This is a genomic window from Prochlorococcus marinus str. AS9601 (assembly GCF_000015645.1).
In the GTDB taxonomy this organism is placed as follows: domain Bacteria; phylum Cyanobacteriota; class Cyanobacteriia; order PCC-6307; family Cyanobiaceae; genus Prochlorococcus_A; species Prochlorococcus_A marinus_O.
Map to the genome: position 1 here is coordinate 569,885 of NC_008816.1, position 21,457 is coordinate 591,341.

Consider the following 21,457-nt stretch of genomic DNA (forward strand, 5'->3'; position numbering starts at 1 on the left):
GTATTGGAAAGAAGAAATCCTATCATATTGATTCATGGCCTTTGGAATACTTCAAGTATTTTTTCTTCTATTACCCCTAAACTTGATAATATTGGCATTGAATATTTTGCCCCAACTCTTGAACATTCATATGGAATGACTTCAATACTTGATTTGACTAATAAATTAAACGAATTAATTTTAGAGAAATACGGTTTAGAAAAAGAAATAGATATTTTGGGATTTTCTATGGGAGGAATAATTGGTAGGCACTGGCTTCAAAAATTTAATGGATATAAAAGAACAAGAAGATTAATATCTATAGGGTCTCCTCACAAAGGAACTTTGATGGCTCAATTAATACCTAAATACCCTTTTAAAGGTATATCAGAAATGAAAATAAATAGTAAGTTTTTGAGAGGACTCGCGAATAATGATTTTTTTCTTGAAGATATTGAGTGTATAAATTTTTTTACTTATTGGGATATAATGGTTTTCCCTGGCTGGTGGACAAATTTAAATTTTGGAAAAAAAATATCTGTAAAAGTATATAAGCATAGAAATCTTGTAAGAAATAAATCTGTGGTGGATAAAATAGTCGATGAAATTATTATGTAGCTCCAGATAAACCTAAGTGTCTTATCAATGAATCTGTTTGTGGCTCTCTTCCCCTGAATAGTTTGAATATGTCTAACGGAGGTAAGCTCCCACCCAAGCTTAGTATAGTATCTTTGAATTTTTTACCTATTAGCTTTAAATCTTCAGAGTTTTCTAGATCAGCTTCTTCGAACATTGAAAAAGCATCAGCACTTAGAACTTCAGCCCATTTATAAGAGTAGTATCCTGCAGAATATCCGCCTGCAAATATATGACTAAAACAACAAAGAAAGTGATCTTCTTGAATTGGTTCAATAACAGTAGTTTGTTTTGCAATTTCTCTTCTTATTTCATCTGCTGTTTTACCTTCGTTTTTATCAATACTACTGTGCAATCTGAGGTCTGTAATTGCAAAATGTAGTTGTCTAAGAGTAGCCATACCACAATTAAAAGTTCTATTCTTCAAGAGCTTCTCAAAATTCTCATCGGATAATTTTTCTCCTGTTTTGTAGTGCTTAGCAATATTCATAAGTGTATTTTTATGAAAACACCAGTTTTCCATAAATTGACTGGGAAGTTCGACTGCATCCCACTCAACGTTGTTAATGCCCGCTGCTTGAGGAAGATTTACAGTAGTGAGCATGTGTTGAAGACCATGACCAAATTCGTGGAAAAGAGTCTGAACTTCTTCAAAACTCATCAAACTAGGTTTGTCTTTTGATGGTGGGGTCTGATTACAAACGAGATAAGCTACAGGGAGAGTCTTTTTGCCAACATTATTTTTATTCAAACATTCATCCATCCAAGCCCCTCCTCTTTTTGATTCAGGCCTAGAATATGGATCTAGGTAAAATGATGCAATTTTTTTATTTTCATTATTAAGGATATTAAAAAATAAAACGTCATCATTCCAGAGAGGTGCCTCATCAGTCGCCTCAACTACTTTAATTTCAAAAAGCTTCTCACTTAATTTAAATAAACCTTTCAAAACATCATTTAGTGGGAACCAAGGTCTCAAAGACTCTTGATCTAAATTAAACTTTTCCTTTCTAAGAAGTTCAGACCAATAACTAATATCCCATGGTTCAATATTCTGCGATTTTGGAAATCCATTAGCTTTAGAAAACTTATCGAGCGTCTCTAATTCAATTTTTGCAGCTTTGAATGCTGGTTCTCTCAATTCTTCTAAAAGGTTTTCTACATTTTTAATTTCTTTCGCCATTTTCGTTGACAAACTTAGTTCTGCCCAACTTTTATAACCGAGAAGATTTGCTTGTTTAGTCCTGAGAGATAATATATCTTCAATGATTTGAGAATTATTTTTTTCTCCTTGAGACGCCCTACTAACGAACGCCTTGTAAAGCTTTTCTCTAAGATTACGCTCTGTGGAATATGTCATGAACGAAGTATAAGTTGGAATATCTAGACTTAATTTCCAAGGACCATTTTTAATATCAACTTCTTCATCTTTTTTTAAGTGATTGTGTGCAGAAATTGCCATCAATTCAAGTACTCGGTCAGGAAGACCATCGACTTCGGATTTTTTATTTAAAATTAAAAACCATTCGTTAGTTGCATCAAGAACATTGTTACTGAATTCAGTTGATAGTTTTCCAAGGGTTTCTGAAATTTTGTTGAATTCTTCTTGATCATTCTTTTGCAGTGAAATACCTCTATGTTGCATCTCAAGAATTTCTTTTTCTAAAATTCTGTTTTTAATTTGATCAAAGTTATTTGTTTCTTTAAGCTTGACTAAAGAATTGAAAATTATTTTGCTTTGCCCGAATTTATTACTCAAGCTAATAATCTCTGGAAGAAATTTTGAATAAATATCTCTTAAACTTTCAGAATTATTTACAGCATTTAGGTGACTTATTACTCCCCAACTCCATCTAAGAATTTCATTTACTTCATTTAAAGGATTTATTACCTTATCCCAATTTAAATCATTTTGAATCAAATAATTAGATAAATTTTTTTCTATGTTTTTAAATTCTTCAGCTATCTTTTCTAATACTGAGGGAAATTGTTTACTAATGCTTTCAGGAGTAAATTTTTTAAATTCTGGTAACTCTCCATATTTAAAAATTGAGGTATCCATTTATTAAGATAATTTAATTAACTAAAGTGGGTATTATTCCAATCAATTTAGCTAAGGTAAGCTGCTGACTGAGAGCATTGGTTGAAGATTCGTATAAATTAATAGCGATTTTGGGCCAAAAACCTATTACCAATGTAGGCAACAATAAACTGAAACCAATAGTCAATTCTCTACCATTCATCTCTTTAACTGTAGCTAGTGCTGGAATTCTAGGGCCAAAAAATACTCTTCTACACATTGATAGTAGATATATTGGTGTTAGAACTAATCCTATGGCTGCAATTAGAATCGTGATTGATCTAAAGATAGAGCTAAATCCCTCTTGACTAGTGATACCTAAAAATACAGTTATTTCACTTATAAAACCGCTCATCCCTGGTAGTGCTAGAGAGGCCAGTGAGCTTGCTAAGAAAAAAGCAAAAGTTATTGGCAAGACCTTTGCTAAACCGCCCATATTTGGTATGGAAAGAGTATTTGTTCTTTCATAGAATGAGCCCGTAACAAAGAACATAGCTGCAGCAATAAGTCCGTGACTGATCATTTGTAGCATTGCTCCGCTAATTCCTAGAGCATCTACTGCTCCAATACCTAATAGAACAAAACCCATATGACTCACTGAGCTACATGCGATTCTCCTTTTAACATTATCTTGTGCGAATGCATTTAAGGCTCCGTAAATTATATTAATGATTCCAAGAATAATTAACGCAGGTGCAATTTGAAGATGTACTTCAGGTAGTATTTGAACGTTAAATCTTAAGAGGGCATATCCTCCCATTTTTAAGAGTATTCCAGCAAGTAACATTGAAACTGGTGCATTGGCCTCTCCATGTGCATCGGGTAACCAAGTATGTAGTGGAAAGATAGGAAGTTTTACTCCAAAACCAATTAAAAATCCTAAATAAGATAATAAAGCTAGGCTCCCTGTTACATGTTTATTGGTTAAATCGGTAATATTTAGAGTAAAGGTATCACCACTCAAGGCTAGTGCTAACCCGCTTATGAGTATTAATAAAGAAGCTAAAGCTGTATAAAGAATGAATTTAGTGGCCGCATATAATTTCTTTTTACCTCCCCAAATCGCAATAAGAAGATATACCGGAACTAATTCAAGTTCCCATGCTAAGAAAAACAATAGGAAATCTTGAGAAAGGAAAACTAGTGCCTGTGCTGATGCTTGAACTAATAAAAGAGCAAAATATAGATTAGATTTTTTCTTAATTTTCCAACTTGCAGCAGCTGATAAAAATGTAATTAACCCACTCAAAGCTACTAAAGGAGCAGATAATCCATCTACGCCAAGAGACCACTCTAAGCCTATTGAAGGTAACCAGGAGGCTCTTTCTACCATTTGCAATGAGCTATCTGAAGTATCAAATTTTTGAAAAAGGACGCCTATTATTAGTAAAAAATCTATAAATAAAAAACTTAATGAGATATTTCTAGGGAGTGTATTATCTTCTCCTTCTTTTGAACTCAAAAAAGGCATTATTAATGCCCCAACTAAAGGCAGTAAAATAATGGATGATAGCCAAGGAAAAGATTCTAGATTCATTTATGTAATGAATAATTTTTTTATTCTAGTTGAAGTTGTACTAGCTTGAGACTATAACATTAAAGTTGCCTAAGTAAAACTACTTACCGGAGATATTGCTAAATTGGCTACCTGTTTTTTGTACGTTTAAGAATGGTGCTCTGCTAGCTACACCTATCTTCTCCCAAGCTTTCACCATGGCTTGACTGACGTTTTTACCATTTTCTTTTTTACATAAAGCTAATATACTTGGTCCAGCCCCACTAATTGCGCATCCTAAAGCACCTGCATTAAGTGCAGCATCTTTGACTTCTAGTCCACCTTTAATAAGCTTCCATCTGTAGGGTTCATGTAACTTATCAAACATTCCTTCTTTTATAAGTTCCTCATTTCCTGCTTTTAAGCCATTTAGTAACAAAGTAAGTGCCCCCATATTTGTCACTGCATCAGATATAGGTACATTCTTGGGCATAACCTTTCTTGCTTCACTTGTGCTTAGACGGATTGCTGGTATTGCCACCACAGCTTTGATTGAATCGTGCCAATCACATCTAATAATTCTCCATCTTTGAGAAGCCGACTTGGCTGTCAAGCAAAGCCCACCCAGGAGAGAAGGAACGACATTATCTGGATGACCTTCTATATCAATGGCATGTTCAAGAAGTTTTTCTTTGGACAATGGAGAGTTCATGATTGCATTTGCTCCGATTAGTCCCGCCACTATTGCTGTAGCACTACTTCCAAGTCCGCGTGCAGGTGGAACTGCCAACTTAACTCTTGCTTCAAGTGCAAAAGGATCCATATTTGCGCTTTCCCATACTTTCTGTGCTGCTCTAAAAACTAAGTTTTCAGGTCCTCCTCTTAAATGATTACCATCTGTACTTTCCATTATTAAATCAAATCTATCTCCACCACCTTCAATTCTTGTAAAAATAAACTCATTATATAAATCTAATGCAGCTCCAAGGCAATCGAATCCAGGCCCTAAATTGGCAGTTGTGGAAGGCACTGTTACCCTTATTTTTTTACCTACTTCAGGAATAGACATTTTTTGTTTTTAAGTTTTTAAAAGCATTTTTGCTCTGCAGGCTGCACTAAAAAGTCCAAACTCTTCATCTAAAATTACTTTTATAGGTATTGTTTTAAGAATATCTTTTAATCTTCCCTTGTCGAAAAATTGTTTTAAAAATAAGTCTGATTTAAAGTTTTTGAAATGTTTTGACGCTGTTCCTCCAGAAATCCATAATCCACCAAAGCACAATTCTTGAAGAGCAACATCTCCCAATAAAGAGGCATAAGCACCTAACCAAATCCTCTCAACTTCAATCATTACCTGATCACCTTCTTTAGAAAGATTACAAATTTTTTCAGGTAGTTCTTTTCTCGCTGCATCAAAAATTTTAATTTTTTTTAAATATTTTTGTAAAGGATGGTTTTGGGCATCAGGTTTGCTTAGTCTCCATTCGGCAATTCTTGATAAACCAGTGCCGCTAATAATCCTTTCACAAGATATCCTTTCAACTTTTAGGTAATTCTTAAGCCAAATTTTCAAATCCCATTCTAATTTTGACTTTGGGGAGTACTCTACATGACCACCTTCACTAGCTAAAACTTTTACCTTTTCCCCTGATATTATTCCTCTTGCAATCCCCAAGCCAGTCCCCGCTCCAACAATGGCATGCAAATCATTATTAGTATTTTCAGAATTGGATCCATTTTGGATAGTAGAATATTGATTTTTTTTTAAAAAAGGTATTCCATAAATTTGTACAGCGAAATCATTTATTAGCTCGCAGTTTTTAAAATTAAATTTGTTCTGTAAATCATTTCCAGAAATATTCCATGACAAGTTAACGATTTTTGCGTTGTTTTTAGATAAAGGACCAGCTACAGCGAAACATGCAGAAGAAGGATGAGTAATATTCTTACATTCTTTTTTGATAAAATCTTCTAGGATTAGTTCAAAAGAATCCCAATCAGACGATATATATTTCTTTTTAAATATTAACTTAGGCGAATTATTATTTGTTCCTTTTTTGAAAATTCCTAATAGAACCTTTGTACCTCCTAAATCACAAGCGAGAAAATTCATAAATAAGAAATTATTCCGTTCTCCCTTTTTTTTCTATCAATTCATCCATTAATTTGAAAAGATTTGGTAAATTGAAAATTCCTAAATTTTTTCCATTCAAAGCTCTTAAGGCGACTGAATCAATTTCCTCTTCTTTATCACCAATAACTGCAATTAAAGGAACTCTACCGAGAGTTGCCTCTCGTATTTTATATCCTATTTTTTCATTCCTAATATCAACTTTTGATCTATAACCATTATTATTTATTAATTCATTAAACTTTAAACATTTTTCAATATTTCTATCAGTAATGCTTAATAAAATAATTTGATAAGGCGCAAGCCAAATTGGGAATTTTGCCTCATATTGTTCAATTAAGATTCCTATGAATCTTTCAAAGGATCCTAAAATTGCTCTATGCAGCATAACTGGATTTCTTTTTTCATTGTCTATATCTACATAAGTTGCATCCAATCTAATAGGCATTGAGAAATCAACCTGAATAGTTCCGCATTGCCAAACTCTATTAAGACAATCCTTTAACGAAAATTCTATTTTTGGACCATAAAAAGCACCTTCTCCAGGTTGTAGTTCCCATTTTAGATTCTTATTATCGAGCGCTTTGGTAAGAGCCTCCTCTGATTTATCCCAAATATCTTCACTACCTACCCTTTTTTCAGGACGTGTTGATAATTTTATAATGATTTCATCAAAACCAAAAGTTTTATAAACTTCGAAAACAAGATCTATAAAAGTAGATACCTCTTCTTGAATTTGCTCTTCTGTGCAGAATATGTGTGCATCATCTTGAGTAAAGTTTCTTACTCTCATTAAGCCATGTAGTGCACCTGAGGGCTCGTTTCTGTGACAAGAACCAAATTCAGCAAGACGAATTGGTAAATCTTTATAACTTTTTAAACCTTGATTAAATATTTGAATATGGCATGGACAATTCATTGGTTTAATCGCATATGTTCGATTTTCTGATGCAGTAGTGAACATATCGTCTCTAAATTTCTCCCAATGACCGGATTTTTCCCAAAGAGATTTATCAACAGCTTGTGGGGTTTTAATTTCTAAATAATCATTTTTTTTGAGTATTTCTCTTATGTACTTTTCCAGTACTTGGTAAATTGTCCATCCATTTGGATGCCAAAAAATCATTCCTGGAGATTCTTCTTGTATATGAAATAGTGAATGTTTTTTACCAAGTTTTCTATGATCTCTTTTTTCCGCTTCTTCAATTCTTGTTAAATAATCTTTGAGTTCTTTTTCTTTCGCCCATGCAGTTCCATATATTCTCTGTAATGATTCATTCTCACTATTACCTCTCCAATATGAACCTGATAATTTAAGTAATTTAAAGTGTCTCAAATGTCTAGTGTTAGGAACGTGAGGCCCTCTACACATGTCGATGTATTCTTCGTGTTTATATAAATTGATGAGACCTTCTTCAGGAATTTCTTCGATTATTCTTAATTTAAAAGTCTCATCTCTTTCTTTAAAAGTTTTAATTGCCTCTTCTTTAGAAACTTGTAAAATTTCAACGTCATAGTTTGTTTTTATTAATTGATTAATTCTATTTTCGATTTTTATTAAATCTTCAGGAGTAAATCTGTATTCAGAGAAAATATCGTAATAAAAACCATCCTCAATTACAGGCCCAATCGCCATTTTAATATCAGAGTAAATTTGTTTAACTGCATGACCAATAAGGTGAGCGAAAGAATGTCTTATTATTTCAATTCCTTCTTTATCTTTTGATGTGATGATTACAACTTTGGAATCTTTATTTATAGGAATTGTTGCATCAAGAAGAACATCATTTACTTTCCCAGCAATTGTTGCTTTAGCTAATCCAGCGCCTATACTCTGAGCAATTTCTAGAATAGTTACAGATTTTTCGAAAACCTTTTTTGAACCATCAGGCAAAGTAATTATTGGCATAATTTATTTCTCCATTTCAAAAAACCCCAATTTTGATTTAACTCTTTTTAAAGTCTGATTCGCTAAATCTTCAGCTTTTTCCTTCCCTTCATTAAGGATTTTATTTAGTTGATAGGGATCATTAATTAATAATTTATATTTTTTCTGAATAGGTTCTAATGATTCAATAAGTTGTTCAGTAATTAATTTTTTAAATGTCCCCCATCCAGTCTCTAAGAATTCATTTTCACATTGAGAAATTTCTTTGCCAGATAATATTGAATAAATCATCAATAGATTTTTAGATTCTGGCCTCTCAGGGTTGTTAAATTCAATTCCAACAGAACTGTCACTTTTTGCTCTTTTAATTTTTTTTGTGATTATTTCAGGAGGATCTAATAAGTTAATGCGACTGCCCTCATTGGGATCACTTTTGCTCATCTTTTTTGAACCATCAATTAAACTCATTATTTTTGAACCATTCTTCATGATGATTGGTTGAGGGATCTTTAAAATATTTTTATCCTTACTAAATCTGGCATTAATTCTCTGTTGTGCAATATCTCTCGCAAGTTCAAGATGTTGTTTTTGATCCTCACCTACTGGTACGAAGTCAGCATTATAAAGAAGGATGTCTGCCGCCATAAGTATTGGATAGTCAAATAATCCAATAGATACATTATTACCTTGTTGTATGGATTTTTCTTTAAATTGAATCATTCTTTCCATCCAATTTATTGGGGTCATACAATTTAATATCCAACAAAGTTCTGAATGCGCTGAAATCTGACTTTGGACAAAAATTGAGCATATATTGGGATCTATACCACAAGCGACGTACAAAGCCGCTGTAGAGATCGTGTTTTTAGATAATTCTTTGGGATTATATGAGGCTGTTATTGCGTGCAAATCAACTACACATAAAAATGTTTCATATTGATCTTGAAGCTCAACCCAATTATTTATGGCCCCAAGCCAATTCCCAATATGTAAATCACCAGTTGGTTGAACTCCCGAAAGAATTCTTTTTTTATTTGCCATCCTCTTCTACTTCGCTAGATTGGATCTCTTCAGTTGATGTACTTTTTACAGGTCTTGCAAAAGGGTCAGGTGCTGTTTTTGTCTTTTCTTCATAAGAATTTTGTGATTGTCTACTGGGAGAAGAGTTTTTATTATTTTTTGCATATTCTTTGATTGATTCAATCAGTTTTTCGTCCTTGATCATTTCGCTAAGTGTTCTAACAGAGAAACCCAGAACTGCAACGGTAGATCTTAATTGGAAGGTCTCTTGTATTGATTTAACAGCTTTCATTTCGTTATCACTCAATCTTATGCGGAATCCTCCTCCATCTCTTCTGCCGCCCGATCTCTCTCTGAAATTAGGTCTTTCATTGTTAGAACGACCTCTGTAATTTTCTTGTCCAGGATTATTGCTGAAATTTGAATTAGACATCTTAATGTTTCTTAAGTTATTTAAATAGTCTATTAACTTAGCATCTTGTTATGCAATAAGTCTTTTTAAAAGGCTTAAATTTTTATCTTTTGATTAACGACTTATGAAATTTTGCTTTTCTCATTCACAACTTGCATTAAAATAAAATTAGAAAAATAAAGTATTGTGTTTGATATTAGCAAAGAAAACCTTTTAAAGGATTTCATAAAGTTTCCAAAAAAAAATCTTCTTATTATTTTATTATTGTTAGGTTTTGGGGAATGGTTTGTCAGTGACTTAATTCATTTTGCAGGAGGCTCAATAGGATTTTTTGCGTTGTGTTTGGGAGGATATTTTTACTTGAAGAATGATAAGCCTAAATTTAATGAGCCAAATAATTTAGATGGTTGGATAAATCTATGTAATGAAGATTTAAATTTTTTTGAAGAACTTGAAGCAACAAATGAATTAGAAAAACAAAATTCAAAAAGACAAAAAACACTTGAATCTATTCTTAATAGATGTGAAAAAGAAAAAATAAGTTGCATTGGAAAAAAAGATTATCAAAGTTTTCAGTCTGTTTTGAAAAGTAATTTCAAAGCAGATAAGTTTGACTTTGATTTATACGAAAAACTGCCTAAATACAATTCTTCTCAAGTTATTCCAGAAGAAGCTTTGAAAAGTGATGCAATCTTGTATTTTATAAATTTGCCTTTGTCGGCAAATGATTTTTTGTGGCTGGAAAAGTTTCCTAAAAATATGCCAATCTGGTTGGTGGCTTTAACTTCCAACCAAATAGAAGCCAAAAATCAGATAGAAGAACTAAAGTCTCAAATTTCAAGTGACTTTACAAACAAAATTATTCCTATTGATGTGAATAAGAGTGAAATAACAAATATACCTTTTTCTTTAAGGAAGTTTTTCATAAGTTCATCTAAAAATATTGAAAATACAAAAAAAAGGCTCTTGAAAGAACTTCATGCTGCCTGGCAATCTGAAATTGAAGGTATAAGAAGAATGCAGTTAAAAGGTATACAAAGAAAAAATCAAATCTTTGTCGCAACAACTGTTTTCTTATCTCCTATCCCATCAATTGATGTTATGGCAATGACAGTATTAAATTCTTTAATGATTAAAGAAATTAAGTCTATATGGGGATGTAATTGGTCTCCTGAAATTTTAGATAAAGTATCCAAAGAGATTTTAAAGACTGCAATTGCACAGGGAGTTATTGAATGGAGTGGACAGACTCTAATTGGCATAACAAAATTACATGGCCCAAATTGGCTTGTCTCTGGAACATTTCAGGCTGTCAGTGCTGCTTATTTAACAAGAGTAGTATCAAGTTCTTTGGCTGATTTTATGGCAATAACAAAAGGAGTAGAAGAACCTGATTTGGATTTTATAAAGAAAAACTCTGAGAAAATTGTTGAAGAAGCTTTTGAAAAAGAAAAAATAAATTGGAAAGGATTTATTTCTGATCTTAGAAAACCACTTATGAAACTATCTTTTAGTTCATAATCTAAGGATGAATTTTAAATATGAAAAAAAATATTCTTTTTTTAAGTTTGATACTTCTGCTTTCGCTTGCTTCAGGCTCATGTAAGAGAACATCAAATAAAAATGAAACTAAAGAAGTAATACTGGCAAGTTTCACTGTTTTGGCGGACATGATTAGCAATGTCGCTAAAGATGATTTTATTGTTAGATCAATTACGAAACCTGGAGTTGAGGTCCATGGCTACCAACCAACTCCAAGCGATTTGGTAAACGCCTCTAATGCTTTTGTTTTTATTGATAATGGATTTGGATTTGAATTATGGGCTGAAAAATTTGTTTCTAATTTAAAAGTTAAAAGAATTACTGTCGCAGAAGATTTGGATCCTATTTTTATCAGTGAAGATTTTTATAAAGGGAAACCAAATCCTCATGCTTGGATTTCTCCAAAAAGAGGGATCAAATACGTAGATATTATCGTGGATTCTTTATCAGAATTGAGGTCATCCAAAAGGAAATTATTTAAAGAAAATGGAAAAATTTATAAAGATAGACTATCTAAAATAGATAAAGAATTCTCACTTTTTATTAATAACTTAAATAAAGACAGGAGGTATCTAGTAAGTTGTGAAGGGGCTTTTTCATATCTAACAAATGATTATGGATTAGAGGAAGTTTATTTATGGCCAGTTAATGCTGAGAGTCAAATTACTCCCAAAAGAATGGCAAGAACAATCTCACTAGTTAAAGAAAAAAATGTTCCATCTGTATTTTGCGAAAGTACTGTAAGTAACGAATCTCAAATGGTTGTTGCGAAAGAAACTGGGGCTAATTTTGGAGGAAATCTTTTTGTTGATTCATTATCTGATGATAGTGGGCCTGCTAGTTCCTACATGAAAATGCTTGAGCATAATTTGGAATTGATAAAAAAAGGGCTTTTTTGAATTATGGAAACAATCAATTATCAAAACTTTAGGATTGAGGCAGAGAATATTTGCGTAGATTACAACGGTAAGGTGGCTTTGTATGATGCCAATTTAAGATTGAAACCTGGCCAGATTTGTGGGTTAGTAGGGATGAACGGTGCGGGTAAAACAACTTTTTTTAATGCTTTAACTGGCTTTGTAAATATTTCAAAGGGAAAAATTAGAATAAATGGAGAGTCTGTAAGATCTGCTCAAAAAGATCAGACAATTGCTTATGTTCCTCAAAATGAGGGAATTGATAGTCAATTTCCAATCAGTGTTTGGGATGTAGTGATGATGGGAAGATATGGTTCGATGAATATTTTTAGGTGTCCTAGAGAGTCTGATGTTCAGGCGGTTAAAGATGCTATTGAGAGAGTTGATCTTACTGATCATTTATCTACACCTATTGGAAACTTATCTGGAGGTCAAAGAAAACGAACTTTTTTAGCTAGAGCAATTGCGCAAAGAGCGTCAATACTTCTTCTTGATGAGCCTTTTTCAGGTGTTGATATAAGAACTGAAAAACTTATCTCGGAATTATTTATTCAATTTAAAAATGAGGGGAAAACCATATTATTATCAACGCACGATATGATTCATGTCCGTGAATTTTGTGACTTGGTTCTTTTAATAAATAAAACAGTTGTAGCTTATGGCGAGACCTCTGAAGTATTTACCCCTGAAAATATTACAACCACTTTTGGAGGGATCTCACCGGATTTCTTGTTTGGACCTGAATCCTAAATTTTAAAATATATGGAGCTCTATTCTTTTTTAACTTTAGATTCATTTATAACAGATCCTTTGACTCATGACTTTATGAGAAAAGCACTCTTTATGAGTTCATTAGTTGCAGCTGTTTGTGGTTTCCTATCAAGTTATTTGACTCTTAAAGGATGGGCTTTAATGGGAGATGCAGTGTCACATTCGGTAATGCCTGGTGTCGTTGTGGCTTATGCATTAGGTCTTCCTTTCTCATTGGGGGCATTTATTTTCGGAGTTGGTTCTGTAGCTTTGATAGGGTTTATTAAACAGAAATCTAGAGTTAAGGAAGATACTGTTATTGGGTTGGTATTTACAGGATTTTTCGCTCTTGGAATTGTATTGGTTTCTAAGATTAAAAGTAATATTGATCTACACTCTATTCTTTTTGGTAGTCCATTAGGAATATCACTTTCAGATGTAAAACAAACTATATTTATTTCTATATTGGTAGTAATCCTTTTATCAGTTTTTAGAAAAGATTTAATGCTTTATTGCTTTGATCCTAGGCATGCAAAAACAGTTGGGATTAACGTATTTTTTCTTCATTATTTACTCCTCACATGCCTATCTTTGGCTGCAGTTGTGGGTTTGCAGTCTGTTGGAATTATTTTGGTAGTTGCAATGTTGATTACACCAGGGGCTACAGCATATTTACTTACGGATAAGTTCGATAATATGACAGTAATTTCAGTATTAAGTGCAATTATCTCAAGCCTGATAGGAATATATGTTAGTTTTTGGTTTGATCTTGAAACAGGTGGATCAATTGTTTTGGCACAAACTTTTATATTTTTATTTGCTTTTTTATTCGCTCCGAGATACGGAATATTTAAGTTAAAGAAATTATTTGCTGGGTATAAATGATAGTGTTGGAAGAAACTTTAAATAAAAAGTGGAATTGGTGGCCATTATTCCCCTTATATCCTTATGGAAAAAAGAAAACAATTTTAAGAGAATTAATTCCTGATCAAATATGGTCTTTGGAACAAATACAGGGACTATATTATGTTGCGGTTCCAATAAGAATGACGGTAATAAAGGTTGATAATGGATTAATGCTAATAAATCCGCTGCCACCGACAAAAGAATTAATAAATGAGTTGGAAAAATTAGTTGCGATTCACGGCAAAGTAAAAACAATAATTCTACCGAGTGCCTCTGGACTAGAACATAAAATCGGACTGCCAGCTCTTTCAAGAATTTTTAAAGATGCAGAAATTTGGCTTTGTCCTGGGCAATGGAGTTTTCCCATAAATCTACCACTAGATTTTTTAGGAATTCCATCAAAAAGATCAAGAATAATGTTTGAGGAAGGTGTTCCACATGCACACTCATTTAAATGGTCTTCATTAGGTCCACTGAATTTAGGACTTGGAAGATATCAGGAGATAAGCTGTTTCCATTACCCTACGAAAACTCTTCATGTAACAGACGCAATAGTGGGGATAGACTCCGCACCACCTGAGATATTTAATTTTGATCCAACTCCACTTATTTTTCATTCTAGAGAGAGAGGAGATGAACCTTTGATTGACTCCATAGAACAAAGAAAAAAAGGATGGAAAAGGTTAGTCTTATTTTCATCTTTTTTGAAACCAGGTAAATTAAATATTCCACCTTTAAAAAAAATATTTAAGTATTCATTCAAAAAAGATCTTAGAAATTGGAGATCTCATTTCGGCATTTATCCCTTTCTATGGGACGAAGATTGGGAATCCTCTCTTGTTGAAATTATGGGTAAAGATACTCCTAAGATTCAAATTGCACCAGTTTTACAAAAATTAATTTTCCCGCGTTCAAAAGAAGTTTTACTTAAGTGGTTAGAAAATATAAAGTCTCTTGAAGATATGGAATATCTAATCCCAGCTCATTTTACAGCGCCTATAAAATTTACAACAGAAGATTGTCAGAAATTAATAAATGAAATTAATTCCCAAAAGTGGGACAAACTTCCTGAGGATAATAAATTCTTGATGGGTTTATATAAAAAGTTGCTTGAATTAGGAATAATTCCTAAAGAAGTAAATCTTTAAAAACTATTATTCTTCTATAGACATGTTTTCATCATTTTTAAGAGTTTGTTCCAACTCTTTTCTTTGCTCCATTTGTCTTAAGAAATAACCTGTCATCATTGCGGAAGATAATAAATTAGCAATGTTGTCTTTTGAAGATGTTATTCTTACATCAAATTGATCTGAAGGAAGCATTCCAAGAAGGCCTTGAACATTATGTCTAATAATTTCTTGAATATCTTCACTGGCTGATTTTGCTACTCTTTGCAAAACTTCTGGAGATTGTTTTTGTAAATATTGGATTAAATCATTTTCATCGTTTGGATCATTATTTTCAGTAGCAAGAAATTCTGGATTAAACATTTCTACAGCTTCAAGATATAAAAACCCTACAACATCAAGTACCCATTAATTCAAATTATTAAGGGCAGGGAACCGAATAGGTCCAATTTTATTTAACGGCCAATATCTAAAAATAGCTTTACCAACAACTTTTTCATAGGGTAAAAATCCCCAAATATGAGAGTCCATACTGTTATTTCTATTATCACCCATCACCCATAATGACTTTTCTGGGACAATAAAAGGCCCAGTTGAATAATTGATATTTTTATCAAAAATGTAATTATTTTGAGCGATATCATTTAAGTAAAGGTTCCCGTCTCTTACTTCTACCTTATCTCCAGGTATTCCAATTACTCTTTTTATAAGTGCAGTATCAGCTTCATAACCAGCATTAATTAATGGTTCAGGAGCATTAAAAACAACTATTTTGTTTTTTAATTTTGAAAGATTTGATTTGGATGTTATTTTAGGGGTTATTTTCTCAACAAGAATTTTATCTTGTATTTGTAGAGTTGGAAGCATTGAACCAGATGGGATCCATCTTGGCTCTATAACCTGCCATCGTATAATTAAAGCAATAGATATCCATATTAAAAGATTTTTTAAATCCTTTAGTATTGAATTTCTTTTTTCTTGAGTTGTAGACATGTTTTATTTAATTCAGTTATAAAGAAAATCCCAAAGCATTTATATAAATTATGACATCATCTATTGAATGCAAAAATTTTCTTAGAAGTTTACAACTTTTAAATCTTCTTATAAAAATAGGAGTTAAAAATTTAATACTATGTCCAGGAAGTAGATCAGCACCTCTAGCAATAGCGGCTGGAGAATTAAATAAGCTAGGACTGGTAAATATTTTTAATTCAATAGATGAGAGATCTGCTGGATTTCACTCTCTTGGGATTTCTGCTGCATCAGGTCATCTTTCTTTAGTTATTACCACTTCTGGAACTGCGGTAAGTAACTTATTGCCAGCAGCAGTTGAGGCAGACAGATCTTGTAAAGGTATTATATTTCTTACCGCTGATAGACCCTTAAGATTAAAAGATTGTGGCGCTAATCAAACAGTAAATCAAGAAGATTTTTTGAGTTCAGTCTGCAGAAAAGTTTTAAGTACAAATCTAAATGGAATCCATGAAACAGAAGAAAATGAAATCTTTAATTTAGTGCGAATTTCTGAGAAACAAATGTCAACCTTCCCTGGACCTATACATTTAAATGTTCCTATTGATAAGCCTTTAGATATTTCATTCTTAAATAAAAAAAATGTTTTAGAGGTTTTTGAGAGAATTTATTTAAAGAAAAAATATGTCTTTCAGGAAGTTGACATAAAGTCTGATAAAAAAAAATTCTTAGAAATTTCAAAAAATTTAAATTTAGATGAGTCTGGCATTATTTTGGTAGGTCCCTATCAAGGTTCCATAAATGACTTGCCTTCTTTTAATAAGTCTTTAGGACAATTACAAGAAATTACTGGTTGGCCAGTATTTGCTGATCCTGTTTCAGGCGTTTATTCTGATTTGAGAGGGTTAATTGTAAATTGGGAATTAGTCTTAAGGAAAAATAAGAATTTAATAAATTGTTATCAACTTTTGAGGCTTGGTCCTATGTCATCCTCAAATGATTTGGAAAAGTTTTTAATTAACTTCCAAGGGGTACAAATTCTTATAAAGGAAAAAAACCATAGAAAACTGGACCCTATAAAAAAATCATTTGAATACGATTTTGGGTTAACAAATTTTACTTCTCTATTAAAAAAAGAGTTATCAATTAATGAAAAAAATAAAAAGTCTCTTACTCCGTTAGCCCTAGATTTACTAGAGGAAGGTAAGCAAGTTAAAGAAATTTTAAAGGGGAATATTACTTATGAGAATCAAATTACTGAGTATAGGCTTGCAAATCTTGTACCAAAACTTTGGCCAGCTGAAAATCCAATAATGCTTTCAGCGAGTAGCCCGATAAGAGATTGGCTTACATTTTCTGAGAATGGTACTTTAACAAGAAATTGTTTCAGCTTTAGAGGAGCCTCTGGCATAGACGGTACTTTATCCCTTGCATTAGGAATTTCTAGAATTAAAAATCCTCTACTTCTCGTTACAGGAGATTTGGCTTTTCTGCATGATATAAACGGTTGGCTTATTGAAAACTCAATCGACATGAATTTAACAATTCTCCTAATAAACAATAATGGCGGAAACATATTTAATCGTATTTATAAAAAAAATTTAAAAGAAGATGAATTTAAAAAACTATTTCTTATGCCTAAAGAAATAAACTGGCCGAAACTTGCCGAGGGTTACCAAGTAAACTTTAGAAGTGTGGCAAATTTTAAAAAATTACGAGAGGCATTCGATTGGAGCATTTCTATCGAGAAATCTGCAATAATTAAAGTTGATATTGATCCACAAAATGAAATTTGTGAAAAAAATTCTCTGCTAGAAAAAATAATTGGCAGTTAAATTTATGATTTTTTATCTTTGAATAATTAGAATTCATGAAAGTATTACCTGGTAAAACAAATTTAAATTGGTCAGAATGCAAATCTTATGAGGATATATTGTTTCATAAATCTGATGAGGGAATTGCGAGAATTGCAATCAATCGGCCTGAAAAAAGAAATGCATTTAGGCCACAAACTGTAGATGAACTTATCAATGCATTTAATATCGTAAGAAATGATGAAACTATTGGCGTAGTTCTCTTTACAGGTGCGGGACCTGACAAGAAAGGTATTTATTCTTTTTGCTCTGGAGGTGATCAGAGCGTAAGAGGTGAAAATGGATACAAAAATTATGAAGGGAAGCAGAGATTAAATGTACTTGAACTTCAAAGATTAATAAGAAGTTTGCCTAAAGTGGTTATTGCCTTAGTCCCTGGTTTCGCAATTGGAGGAGGCCAGGTGCTTCATTTGATTTGTGATCTAAGTATCGCCTCTGAAAATGCAATATTTGGTCAAACAGGTCCCAGAGTTGGTAGTTTTGATGCTGGATTTGGATCTAGTTATTTGGCAAGACTTGTTGGTCAAAGAAAAGCAAAAGAAATTTGGTTTTTATGTAGAAAATATAATTCTGAGGAAGCACTCGAGATGGGCTTGATAAATGCAATTACAAAGATTGAAGAATTAGAAGCTGAGGGTGTAATCTGGGCAAGAGAGATATTACGAAATAGTCCAACTGCTATTCGTATTCTTAAAGCTTCATTCAATGCTGAGAATGATGGGATTGCAGGTATTCAAGAATTATCTGGATACACAACTCAATTATTTTATTCCACTGAAGAAGCCCAAGAAGGTAGAGATGCCTTTCTTGAAAAGCGTCCTCCAGACTTCTCTGACTACAAGTGGACACCCTAATTTATTTTTCAAAAGAACTTTATTAAATAATTATCAATGAGAATTCTTCTTGCCGCTGCCGAATGTGCTCCAATGATCAAAGTTGGAGGTATGGGAGATGTGGTTGGTTCTTTACCTCCATCTTTGATAAAACTTGGTCACGATGTGAGAGTAATAATTCCAGGCTATGGGAAATTGTGGAGTCTTTTAGAGGTGTCGAATGAACCAGTCTTTAGAGCAAATACAATGGGAACTGATTTCGCCGTATATAAAGCAAAACATCCCATTCATAATTATGTGATTTACCTAGTGGGTCATCCAACATTTGACTCTGATCAAATATATGGAGGGGAAAATGAGGACTGGCGCTTTACATTTTTTGCTAGTGCCACTGCAGAATTTGCCTGGAATTATTGGAAACCTCAAGTTCTCCATTGCCATGATTGGCACACTGGAATGATTCCTGTTTGGATGCATCAGGATCCCGAAATTAGTACTGTCTTCACAATTCATAATTTAAAATACCAAGGCCCTTGGAGGTGGAAACTTGAAAAAATGACTTGGTGTCCTTGGTATATGCATGGAGACCACACAATGGCTGCGGCAATGTTGTACGCAGATAGGGTCAATGCTGTTTCGCCGACTTATGCAGATGAGATTAAAACCCATGAATACGGGGAAAGCCTCGAAGGATTACTTAATTACATTTCAGGTAAATTAAGGGGAATTCTTAATGGCATAGATCTTGATGAATGGAATCCAGCCAAAGATCCAGTTTTACCAGCAAAATTCAGTATTAAGAATTTAGAAAATAGGCTAGAAAATAAAAAAATTCTGCAGAGAGAGATGGGTCTTGAAGTTAATTCTAAAAAATATCTTTTAGGTATGGTCAGTAGGTTAGTCGATCAGAAAGGGGTTGACTTACTTTTACAAGTTTCAAGAAGACTATTAGCCTATACAGATTCTCAAATTGCTGTTTTGGGAACTGGAGATAGATATTTAGAGTCAGGATTATGGCAACTGGCATTAGATTACCCAGGAAGATTCTCAGTATTTCTTACCTATGATGATTCTTTATCAAGGCTTATATATGGTGGCTCAGATGCATTCTTAATGCCAAGTAGATTTGAACCTTGTGGGATTAGTCAACTCCTCGCGATGAGATATGGCTCTATTCCAATAGTAAGGCGAGTTGGAGGTTTAGTTGACACAGTTTTACCTCATGACCCAGAAAATAATATTGGCACAGGTTTTTGCTTCGATCGCTTTGAACCTATAGATTTCTATACATCTTTAGTAAGGTCATGGGAAGCATTTAGGCACAAAGATAGTTGGGAATTACTGCAAAAAAGAGCCATGAGCCAAGAGTTTAGTTGGCAAAGATCAGCTCTTGAATACGAAGTTATGTATAAGGATGTTTGCGGAATAAAAGAACCATCACCAGATGTTGCTGAAGTTGAAAAATTTTCTTACGGACAATCAGCTGATCCATCTTTAAAAAAAGTATGACTTAATTTTTTAATGGAATTCTCTATATCAGAAATAAACAATGTTTTGGGAGATATTAAAAATCTGAGCGAGGGGAAAAAAGATTTTTTAAATTTTAAGAATATAAGTATTGATAGTAGAACTTTATTAAAAAATGATCTTTTTATAGCCATCAAGGGTAAAAATTTTGATGGACATGGTTTTCTTTCAGAGGTTTTAAATAAAGGAGTTAAATCTGTCGTAATTAAAAAAGGGATGCAGAAATTACTTCCTAGTAATTTTCCTTATTGGGTTGTAAATGACACAACAGAGGCATTTCAAAAATTAGCATTGCTAAAAAGAAAAAAATTAAATATTCCTATTGTTGCAATAACTGGCTCAGTGGGTAAAACAACTACAAAAGAAATGATTGGTGGAGTTTTAAATAAACTTGGAAGAATTAAATTATCTCATGCAAATTTCAATAACGAGATTGGAGTTGGTCTTACTATTCTTGCTGCAGATATAGAAGATAAAGTTTTAGTTCTTGAAATGGGGATGAGAGGTCTTGGACAGATCGAGAATTTATCCAAATATAGTGAACCAGATATTGCAGTTATTACTAACATTGGCACAGCCCATATTGGATTGTTAGGTTCAAAAGAAAATATTACTCATGCAAAGTGTGAAATTAGTAAGTTCTTAAATCCAGAAGGAGTTGTAATTATTCCAGCTAATGATCCATTCCTAGAAAAAACTTTAAAAGAATTTTGGAAAGGTAGAGTTATAAAAGTAAGGCTATTAAATATAGCAAATCAAAAGGAGAGTATTAAGAAGGATGATAATTTGCGAGGATTTTATAATCCTTCAAATAAAACAATTTTAATTGAAGAAAATACCTTTGAAATTTCATTTGAGGGATTTCACAATGCTTCTAATTTCTTATTTGCTTATGCAGTTGCTAAAGAGCTAGGCATTGATTTTGCAAGTTCTAATAAATTTGATTTTGTAAGTTTAGATGGAAGGAATAAAATTCTTAAATCAGTAAAAACAACAATATATGATGAATCATATAATGCTTCGCCAGAGTCAGTAAAAGCATGTATTAAAAACCTCCTTGAAAAACCGAGAAATAAATTTTTCATATTTGGAAGCATGCAGGAATTGGGTAAAGAATCTGAAAAATATCACAAAGAAATATTCAACTTAATAAATAATTCAGATATAAAAAAGTGTTTATTTATTTGCGAAAAAGAAAATGAAAAAAATTACACCAATTTTTTAAAAGATAAGAAAAAATTCTTAGTTTTAAATAATATCAAAGATGTACCTCAAGAGATAAACAAATCTACAAAAAAAGGCGATTCTATTCTTGTAAAAGGAAGCAGATTTTGGCAACTTGATAAAATTATTGAATTAATTAACTAG

At 32.6% G+C, this 21,457-nt stretch carries 19 protein-coding genes; 10 read left to right on the top strand and 9 right to left on the bottom strand.

Annotated features, from left to right (window positions below; translation table 11 throughout):
• The first annotated feature begins 3 nt into the window (after positions 1-3).
• Complete coding sequence (locus A9601_RS12270) at positions 4-597, top strand: esterase/lipase family protein (protein ID WP_041484596.1); 594 nt, start codon at positions 4-6, stop codon at positions 595-597.
• Here A9601_RS12270 and A9601_RS12275 read toward each other — a convergent pair.
• From A9601_RS12275 to A9601_RS12305, 7 genes are all read right to left on the bottom strand, one after another.
• A complete protein-coding gene (locus tag A9601_RS12275; RefSeq protein ID WP_011818097.1) occupies positions 590-2,677 on the bottom strand; it encodes a M3 family metallopeptidase in 2,088 nt (695 codons plus the stop codon). The two genes, A9601_RS12270 and A9601_RS12275, sit on opposite strands and share 8 nt — an antisense overlap.
• A 13-nt stretch (positions 2,678-2,690) precedes the next feature.
• Positions 2,691-4,232: an NAD(P)H-quinone oxidoreductase subunit 4 gene (locus tag A9601_RS12280; protein ID WP_011818098.1), complete on the bottom strand. Its 1,542-nt coding sequence runs from the start codon at positions 4,230-4,232 to the stop codon at positions 2,691-2,693.
• A gap of 79 nt (positions 4,233-4,311) precedes the next feature.
• A complete protein-coding gene (gene thrB, locus A9601_RS12285) occupies positions 4,312-5,259 on the bottom strand; it encodes a homoserine kinase (RefSeq protein ID WP_041484522.1) in 948 nt (315 codons plus the stop codon).
• Positions 5,260-5,268: 9 nt separating this feature from the next.
• Entirely contained in the window at positions 5,269-6,303 is a 1,035-nt protein-coding gene (locus tag A9601_RS12290) for a glucokinase (RefSeq protein WP_011818100.1), read from the bottom strand.
• 10 nt (positions 6,304-6,313) lie between these two features.
• On the bottom strand, positions 6,314-8,230 hold the full coding sequence (gene thrS, locus A9601_RS12295) for a threonine--tRNA ligase (protein ID WP_011818101.1): 1,917 nt from the start codon (positions 8,228-8,230) through the stop codon (positions 6,314-6,316).
• Between the two features lie 3 nt (positions 8,231-8,233).
• A complete protein-coding gene (trpS, locus tag A9601_RS12300; protein WP_011818102.1) occupies positions 8,234-9,250 on the bottom strand; it encodes a tryptophan--tRNA ligase in 1,017 nt (338 codons plus the stop codon).
• Positions 9,240-9,662: a hypothetical protein gene (locus A9601_RS12305; RefSeq protein ID WP_011818103.1), complete on the bottom strand. Its 423-nt coding sequence runs from the start codon at positions 9,660-9,662 to the stop codon at positions 9,240-9,242. The genes trpS and A9601_RS12305 overlap by 11 nt, the downstream gene beginning before the upstream one ends.
• Positions 9,663-9,827: 165 nt before the next feature.
• Between A9601_RS12305 and A9601_RS12310 the strand changes: the two genes are divergently transcribed.
• From A9601_RS12310 to A9601_RS12330, 5 genes are read left to right on the top strand one after another with little or no spacing between them, the layout of a single operon-like run.
• Complete coding sequence (locus tag A9601_RS12310; protein WP_011818104.1) at positions 9,828-11,162, top strand: YcjF family protein; 1,335 nt, start codon at positions 9,828-9,830, stop codon at positions 11,160-11,162.
• A gap of 20 nt (positions 11,163-11,182) precedes the next feature.
• Positions 11,183-12,082, top strand: a complete 900-nt coding sequence (locus A9601_RS12315; RefSeq protein WP_011818105.1) for a metal ABC transporter substrate-binding protein — start codon at positions 11,183-11,185, stop codon at positions 12,080-12,082.
• A gap of 3 nt (positions 12,083-12,085) precedes the next feature.
• A complete protein-coding gene (locus A9601_RS12320; RefSeq protein WP_011818106.1) occupies positions 12,086-12,850 on the top strand; it encodes a metal ABC transporter ATP-binding protein in 765 nt (254 codons plus the stop codon).
• 12 nt (positions 12,851-12,862) lie between these two features.
• Positions 12,863-13,735, top strand: coding sequence for a metal ABC transporter permease (locus A9601_RS12325; RefSeq protein ID WP_011818107.1), 873 nt, complete (start codon positions 12,863-12,865; stop codon positions 13,733-13,735).
• A complete protein-coding gene (locus A9601_RS12330; RefSeq protein WP_011818108.1) occupies positions 13,732-14,904 on the top strand; it encodes a DUF4336 domain-containing protein in 1,173 nt (390 codons plus the stop codon). Before A9601_RS12325 ends, A9601_RS12330 begins: the two co-directional genes overlap by 4 nt.
• Positions 14,905-14,910: 6 nt before the next feature.
• On the opposite strand, the gene A9601_RS12335 is transcribed toward A9601_RS12330, so the two are convergent.
• Both A9601_RS12335 and lepB read right to left on the bottom strand, forming a co-directional pair.
• On the bottom strand, positions 14,911-15,246 hold the full coding sequence (locus tag A9601_RS12335) for a DUF760 domain-containing protein (protein ID WP_011818109.1): 336 nt from the start codon (positions 15,244-15,246) through the stop codon (positions 14,911-14,913).
• 45 nt (positions 15,247-15,291) lie between these two features.
• Entirely contained in the window at positions 15,292-15,876 is a 585-nt protein-coding gene (gene lepB, locus A9601_RS12340) for a signal peptidase I (RefSeq protein ID WP_011818110.1), read from the bottom strand.
• Positions 15,877-15,926: 50 nt separating this feature from the next.
• Between lepB and menD the strand changes: the two genes are divergently transcribed.
• The 4 genes from menD to A9601_RS12360 are packed head-to-tail and all read left to right on the top strand — an operon-like array spanning position 15,927 to position 21,457.
• A complete protein-coding gene (gene menD, locus A9601_RS12345; RefSeq protein WP_011818111.1) occupies positions 15,927-17,690 on the top strand; it encodes a 2-succinyl-5-enolpyruvyl-6-hydroxy-3-cyclohexene-1-carboxylic-acid synthase in 1,764 nt (587 codons plus the stop codon).
• Positions 17,691-17,725: 35 nt separating this feature from the next.
• Positions 17,726-18,583 carry a 1,4-dihydroxy-2-naphthoyl-CoA synthase gene (gene menB / locus A9601_RS12350; RefSeq protein ID WP_011818112.1) on the top strand — a complete coding sequence of 286 codons (858 nt, stop codon included), beginning with the start codon at positions 17,726-17,728 and terminating at the stop codon, positions 18,581-18,583.
• A 36-nt stretch (positions 18,584-18,619) separates the two neighbouring features.
• Positions 18,620-20,071 (top strand): glycogen synthase GlgA, encoded by a 1,452-nt coding sequence (glgA, locus tag A9601_RS12355; RefSeq protein WP_011818113.1) that lies wholly within the window; start codon positions 18,620-18,622, stop codon positions 20,069-20,071.
• Positions 20,072-20,083: 12 nt separating this feature from the next.
• Positions 20,084-21,457, top strand: a complete 1,374-nt coding sequence (locus A9601_RS12360; protein WP_011818114.1) for a UDP-N-acetylmuramoyl-tripeptide--D-alanyl-D-alanine ligase — start codon at positions 20,084-20,086, stop codon at positions 21,455-21,457.

Bases quoted from the DNA above. Each gene is read 5' to 3' on its own strand.
- A9601_RS12275 (WP_011818097.1), bottom strand. From the start codon at position 2,677: ATGGATACCTCAATTTTTAAATATGGAGAGTTACCAGAATTTAAAAAA.
- A9601_RS12280 (WP_011818098.1), bottom strand. From the start codon at position 4,232: ATGAATCTAGAATCTTTTCCTTGGCTATCATCCATTATTTTACTGCCT.
- thrB (WP_041484522.1), bottom strand. From the start codon at position 5,259: ATGTCTATTCCTGAAGTAGGTAAAAAAATAAGGGTAACAGTGCCTTCC.
- A9601_RS12290 (WP_011818100.1), bottom strand. From the start codon at position 6,303: ATGAATTTTCTCGCTTGTGATTTAGGAGGTACAAAGGTTCTATTAGGA.
- thrS (WP_011818101.1), bottom strand. From the start codon at position 8,230: ATGCCAATAATTACTTTGCCTGATGGTTCAAAAAAGGTTTTCGAAAAA.
- trpS (WP_011818102.1), bottom strand. From the start codon at position 9,250: ATGGCAAATAAAAAAAGAATTCTTTCGGGAGTTCAACCAACTGGTGAT.
- A9601_RS12305 (WP_011818103.1), bottom strand. From the start codon at position 9,662: ATGTCTAATTCAAATTTCAGCAATAATCCTGGACAAGAAAATTACAGA.
- A9601_RS12315 (WP_011818105.1), top strand. From the start codon at position 11,183: ATGAAAAAAAATATTCTTTTTTTAAGTTTGATACTTCTGCTTTCGCTT.
- A9601_RS12320 (WP_011818106.1), top strand. From the start codon at position 12,086: ATGGAAACAATCAATTATCAAAACTTTAGGATTGAGGCAGAGAATATT.
- A9601_RS12325 (WP_011818107.1), top strand. From the start codon at position 12,863: ATGGAGCTCTATTCTTTTTTAACTTTAGATTCATTTATAACAGATCCT.
- A9601_RS12330 (WP_011818108.1), top strand. From the start codon at position 13,732: ATGATAGTGTTGGAAGAAACTTTAAATAAAAAGTGGAATTGGTGGCCA.
- A9601_RS12335 (WP_011818109.1), bottom strand. From the start codon at position 15,246: ATGTTTAATCCAGAATTTCTTGCTACTGAAAATAATGATCCAAACGAT.
- lepB (WP_011818110.1), bottom strand. From the start codon at position 15,876: ATGTCTACAACTCAAGAAAAAAGAAATTCAATACTAAAGGATTTAAAA.
- menD (WP_011818111.1), top strand. From the start codon at position 15,927: ATGACATCATCTATTGAATGCAAAAATTTTCTTAGAAGTTTACAACTT.
- menB (WP_011818112.1), top strand. From the start codon at position 17,726: ATGAAAGTATTACCTGGTAAAACAAATTTAAATTGGTCAGAATGCAAA.
- glgA (WP_011818113.1), top strand. From the start codon at position 18,620: ATGAGAATTCTTCTTGCCGCTGCCGAATGTGCTCCAATGATCAAAGTT.
- A9601_RS12360 (WP_011818114.1), top strand. From the start codon at position 20,084: ATGGAATTCTCTATATCAGAAATAAACAATGTTTTGGGAGATATTAAA.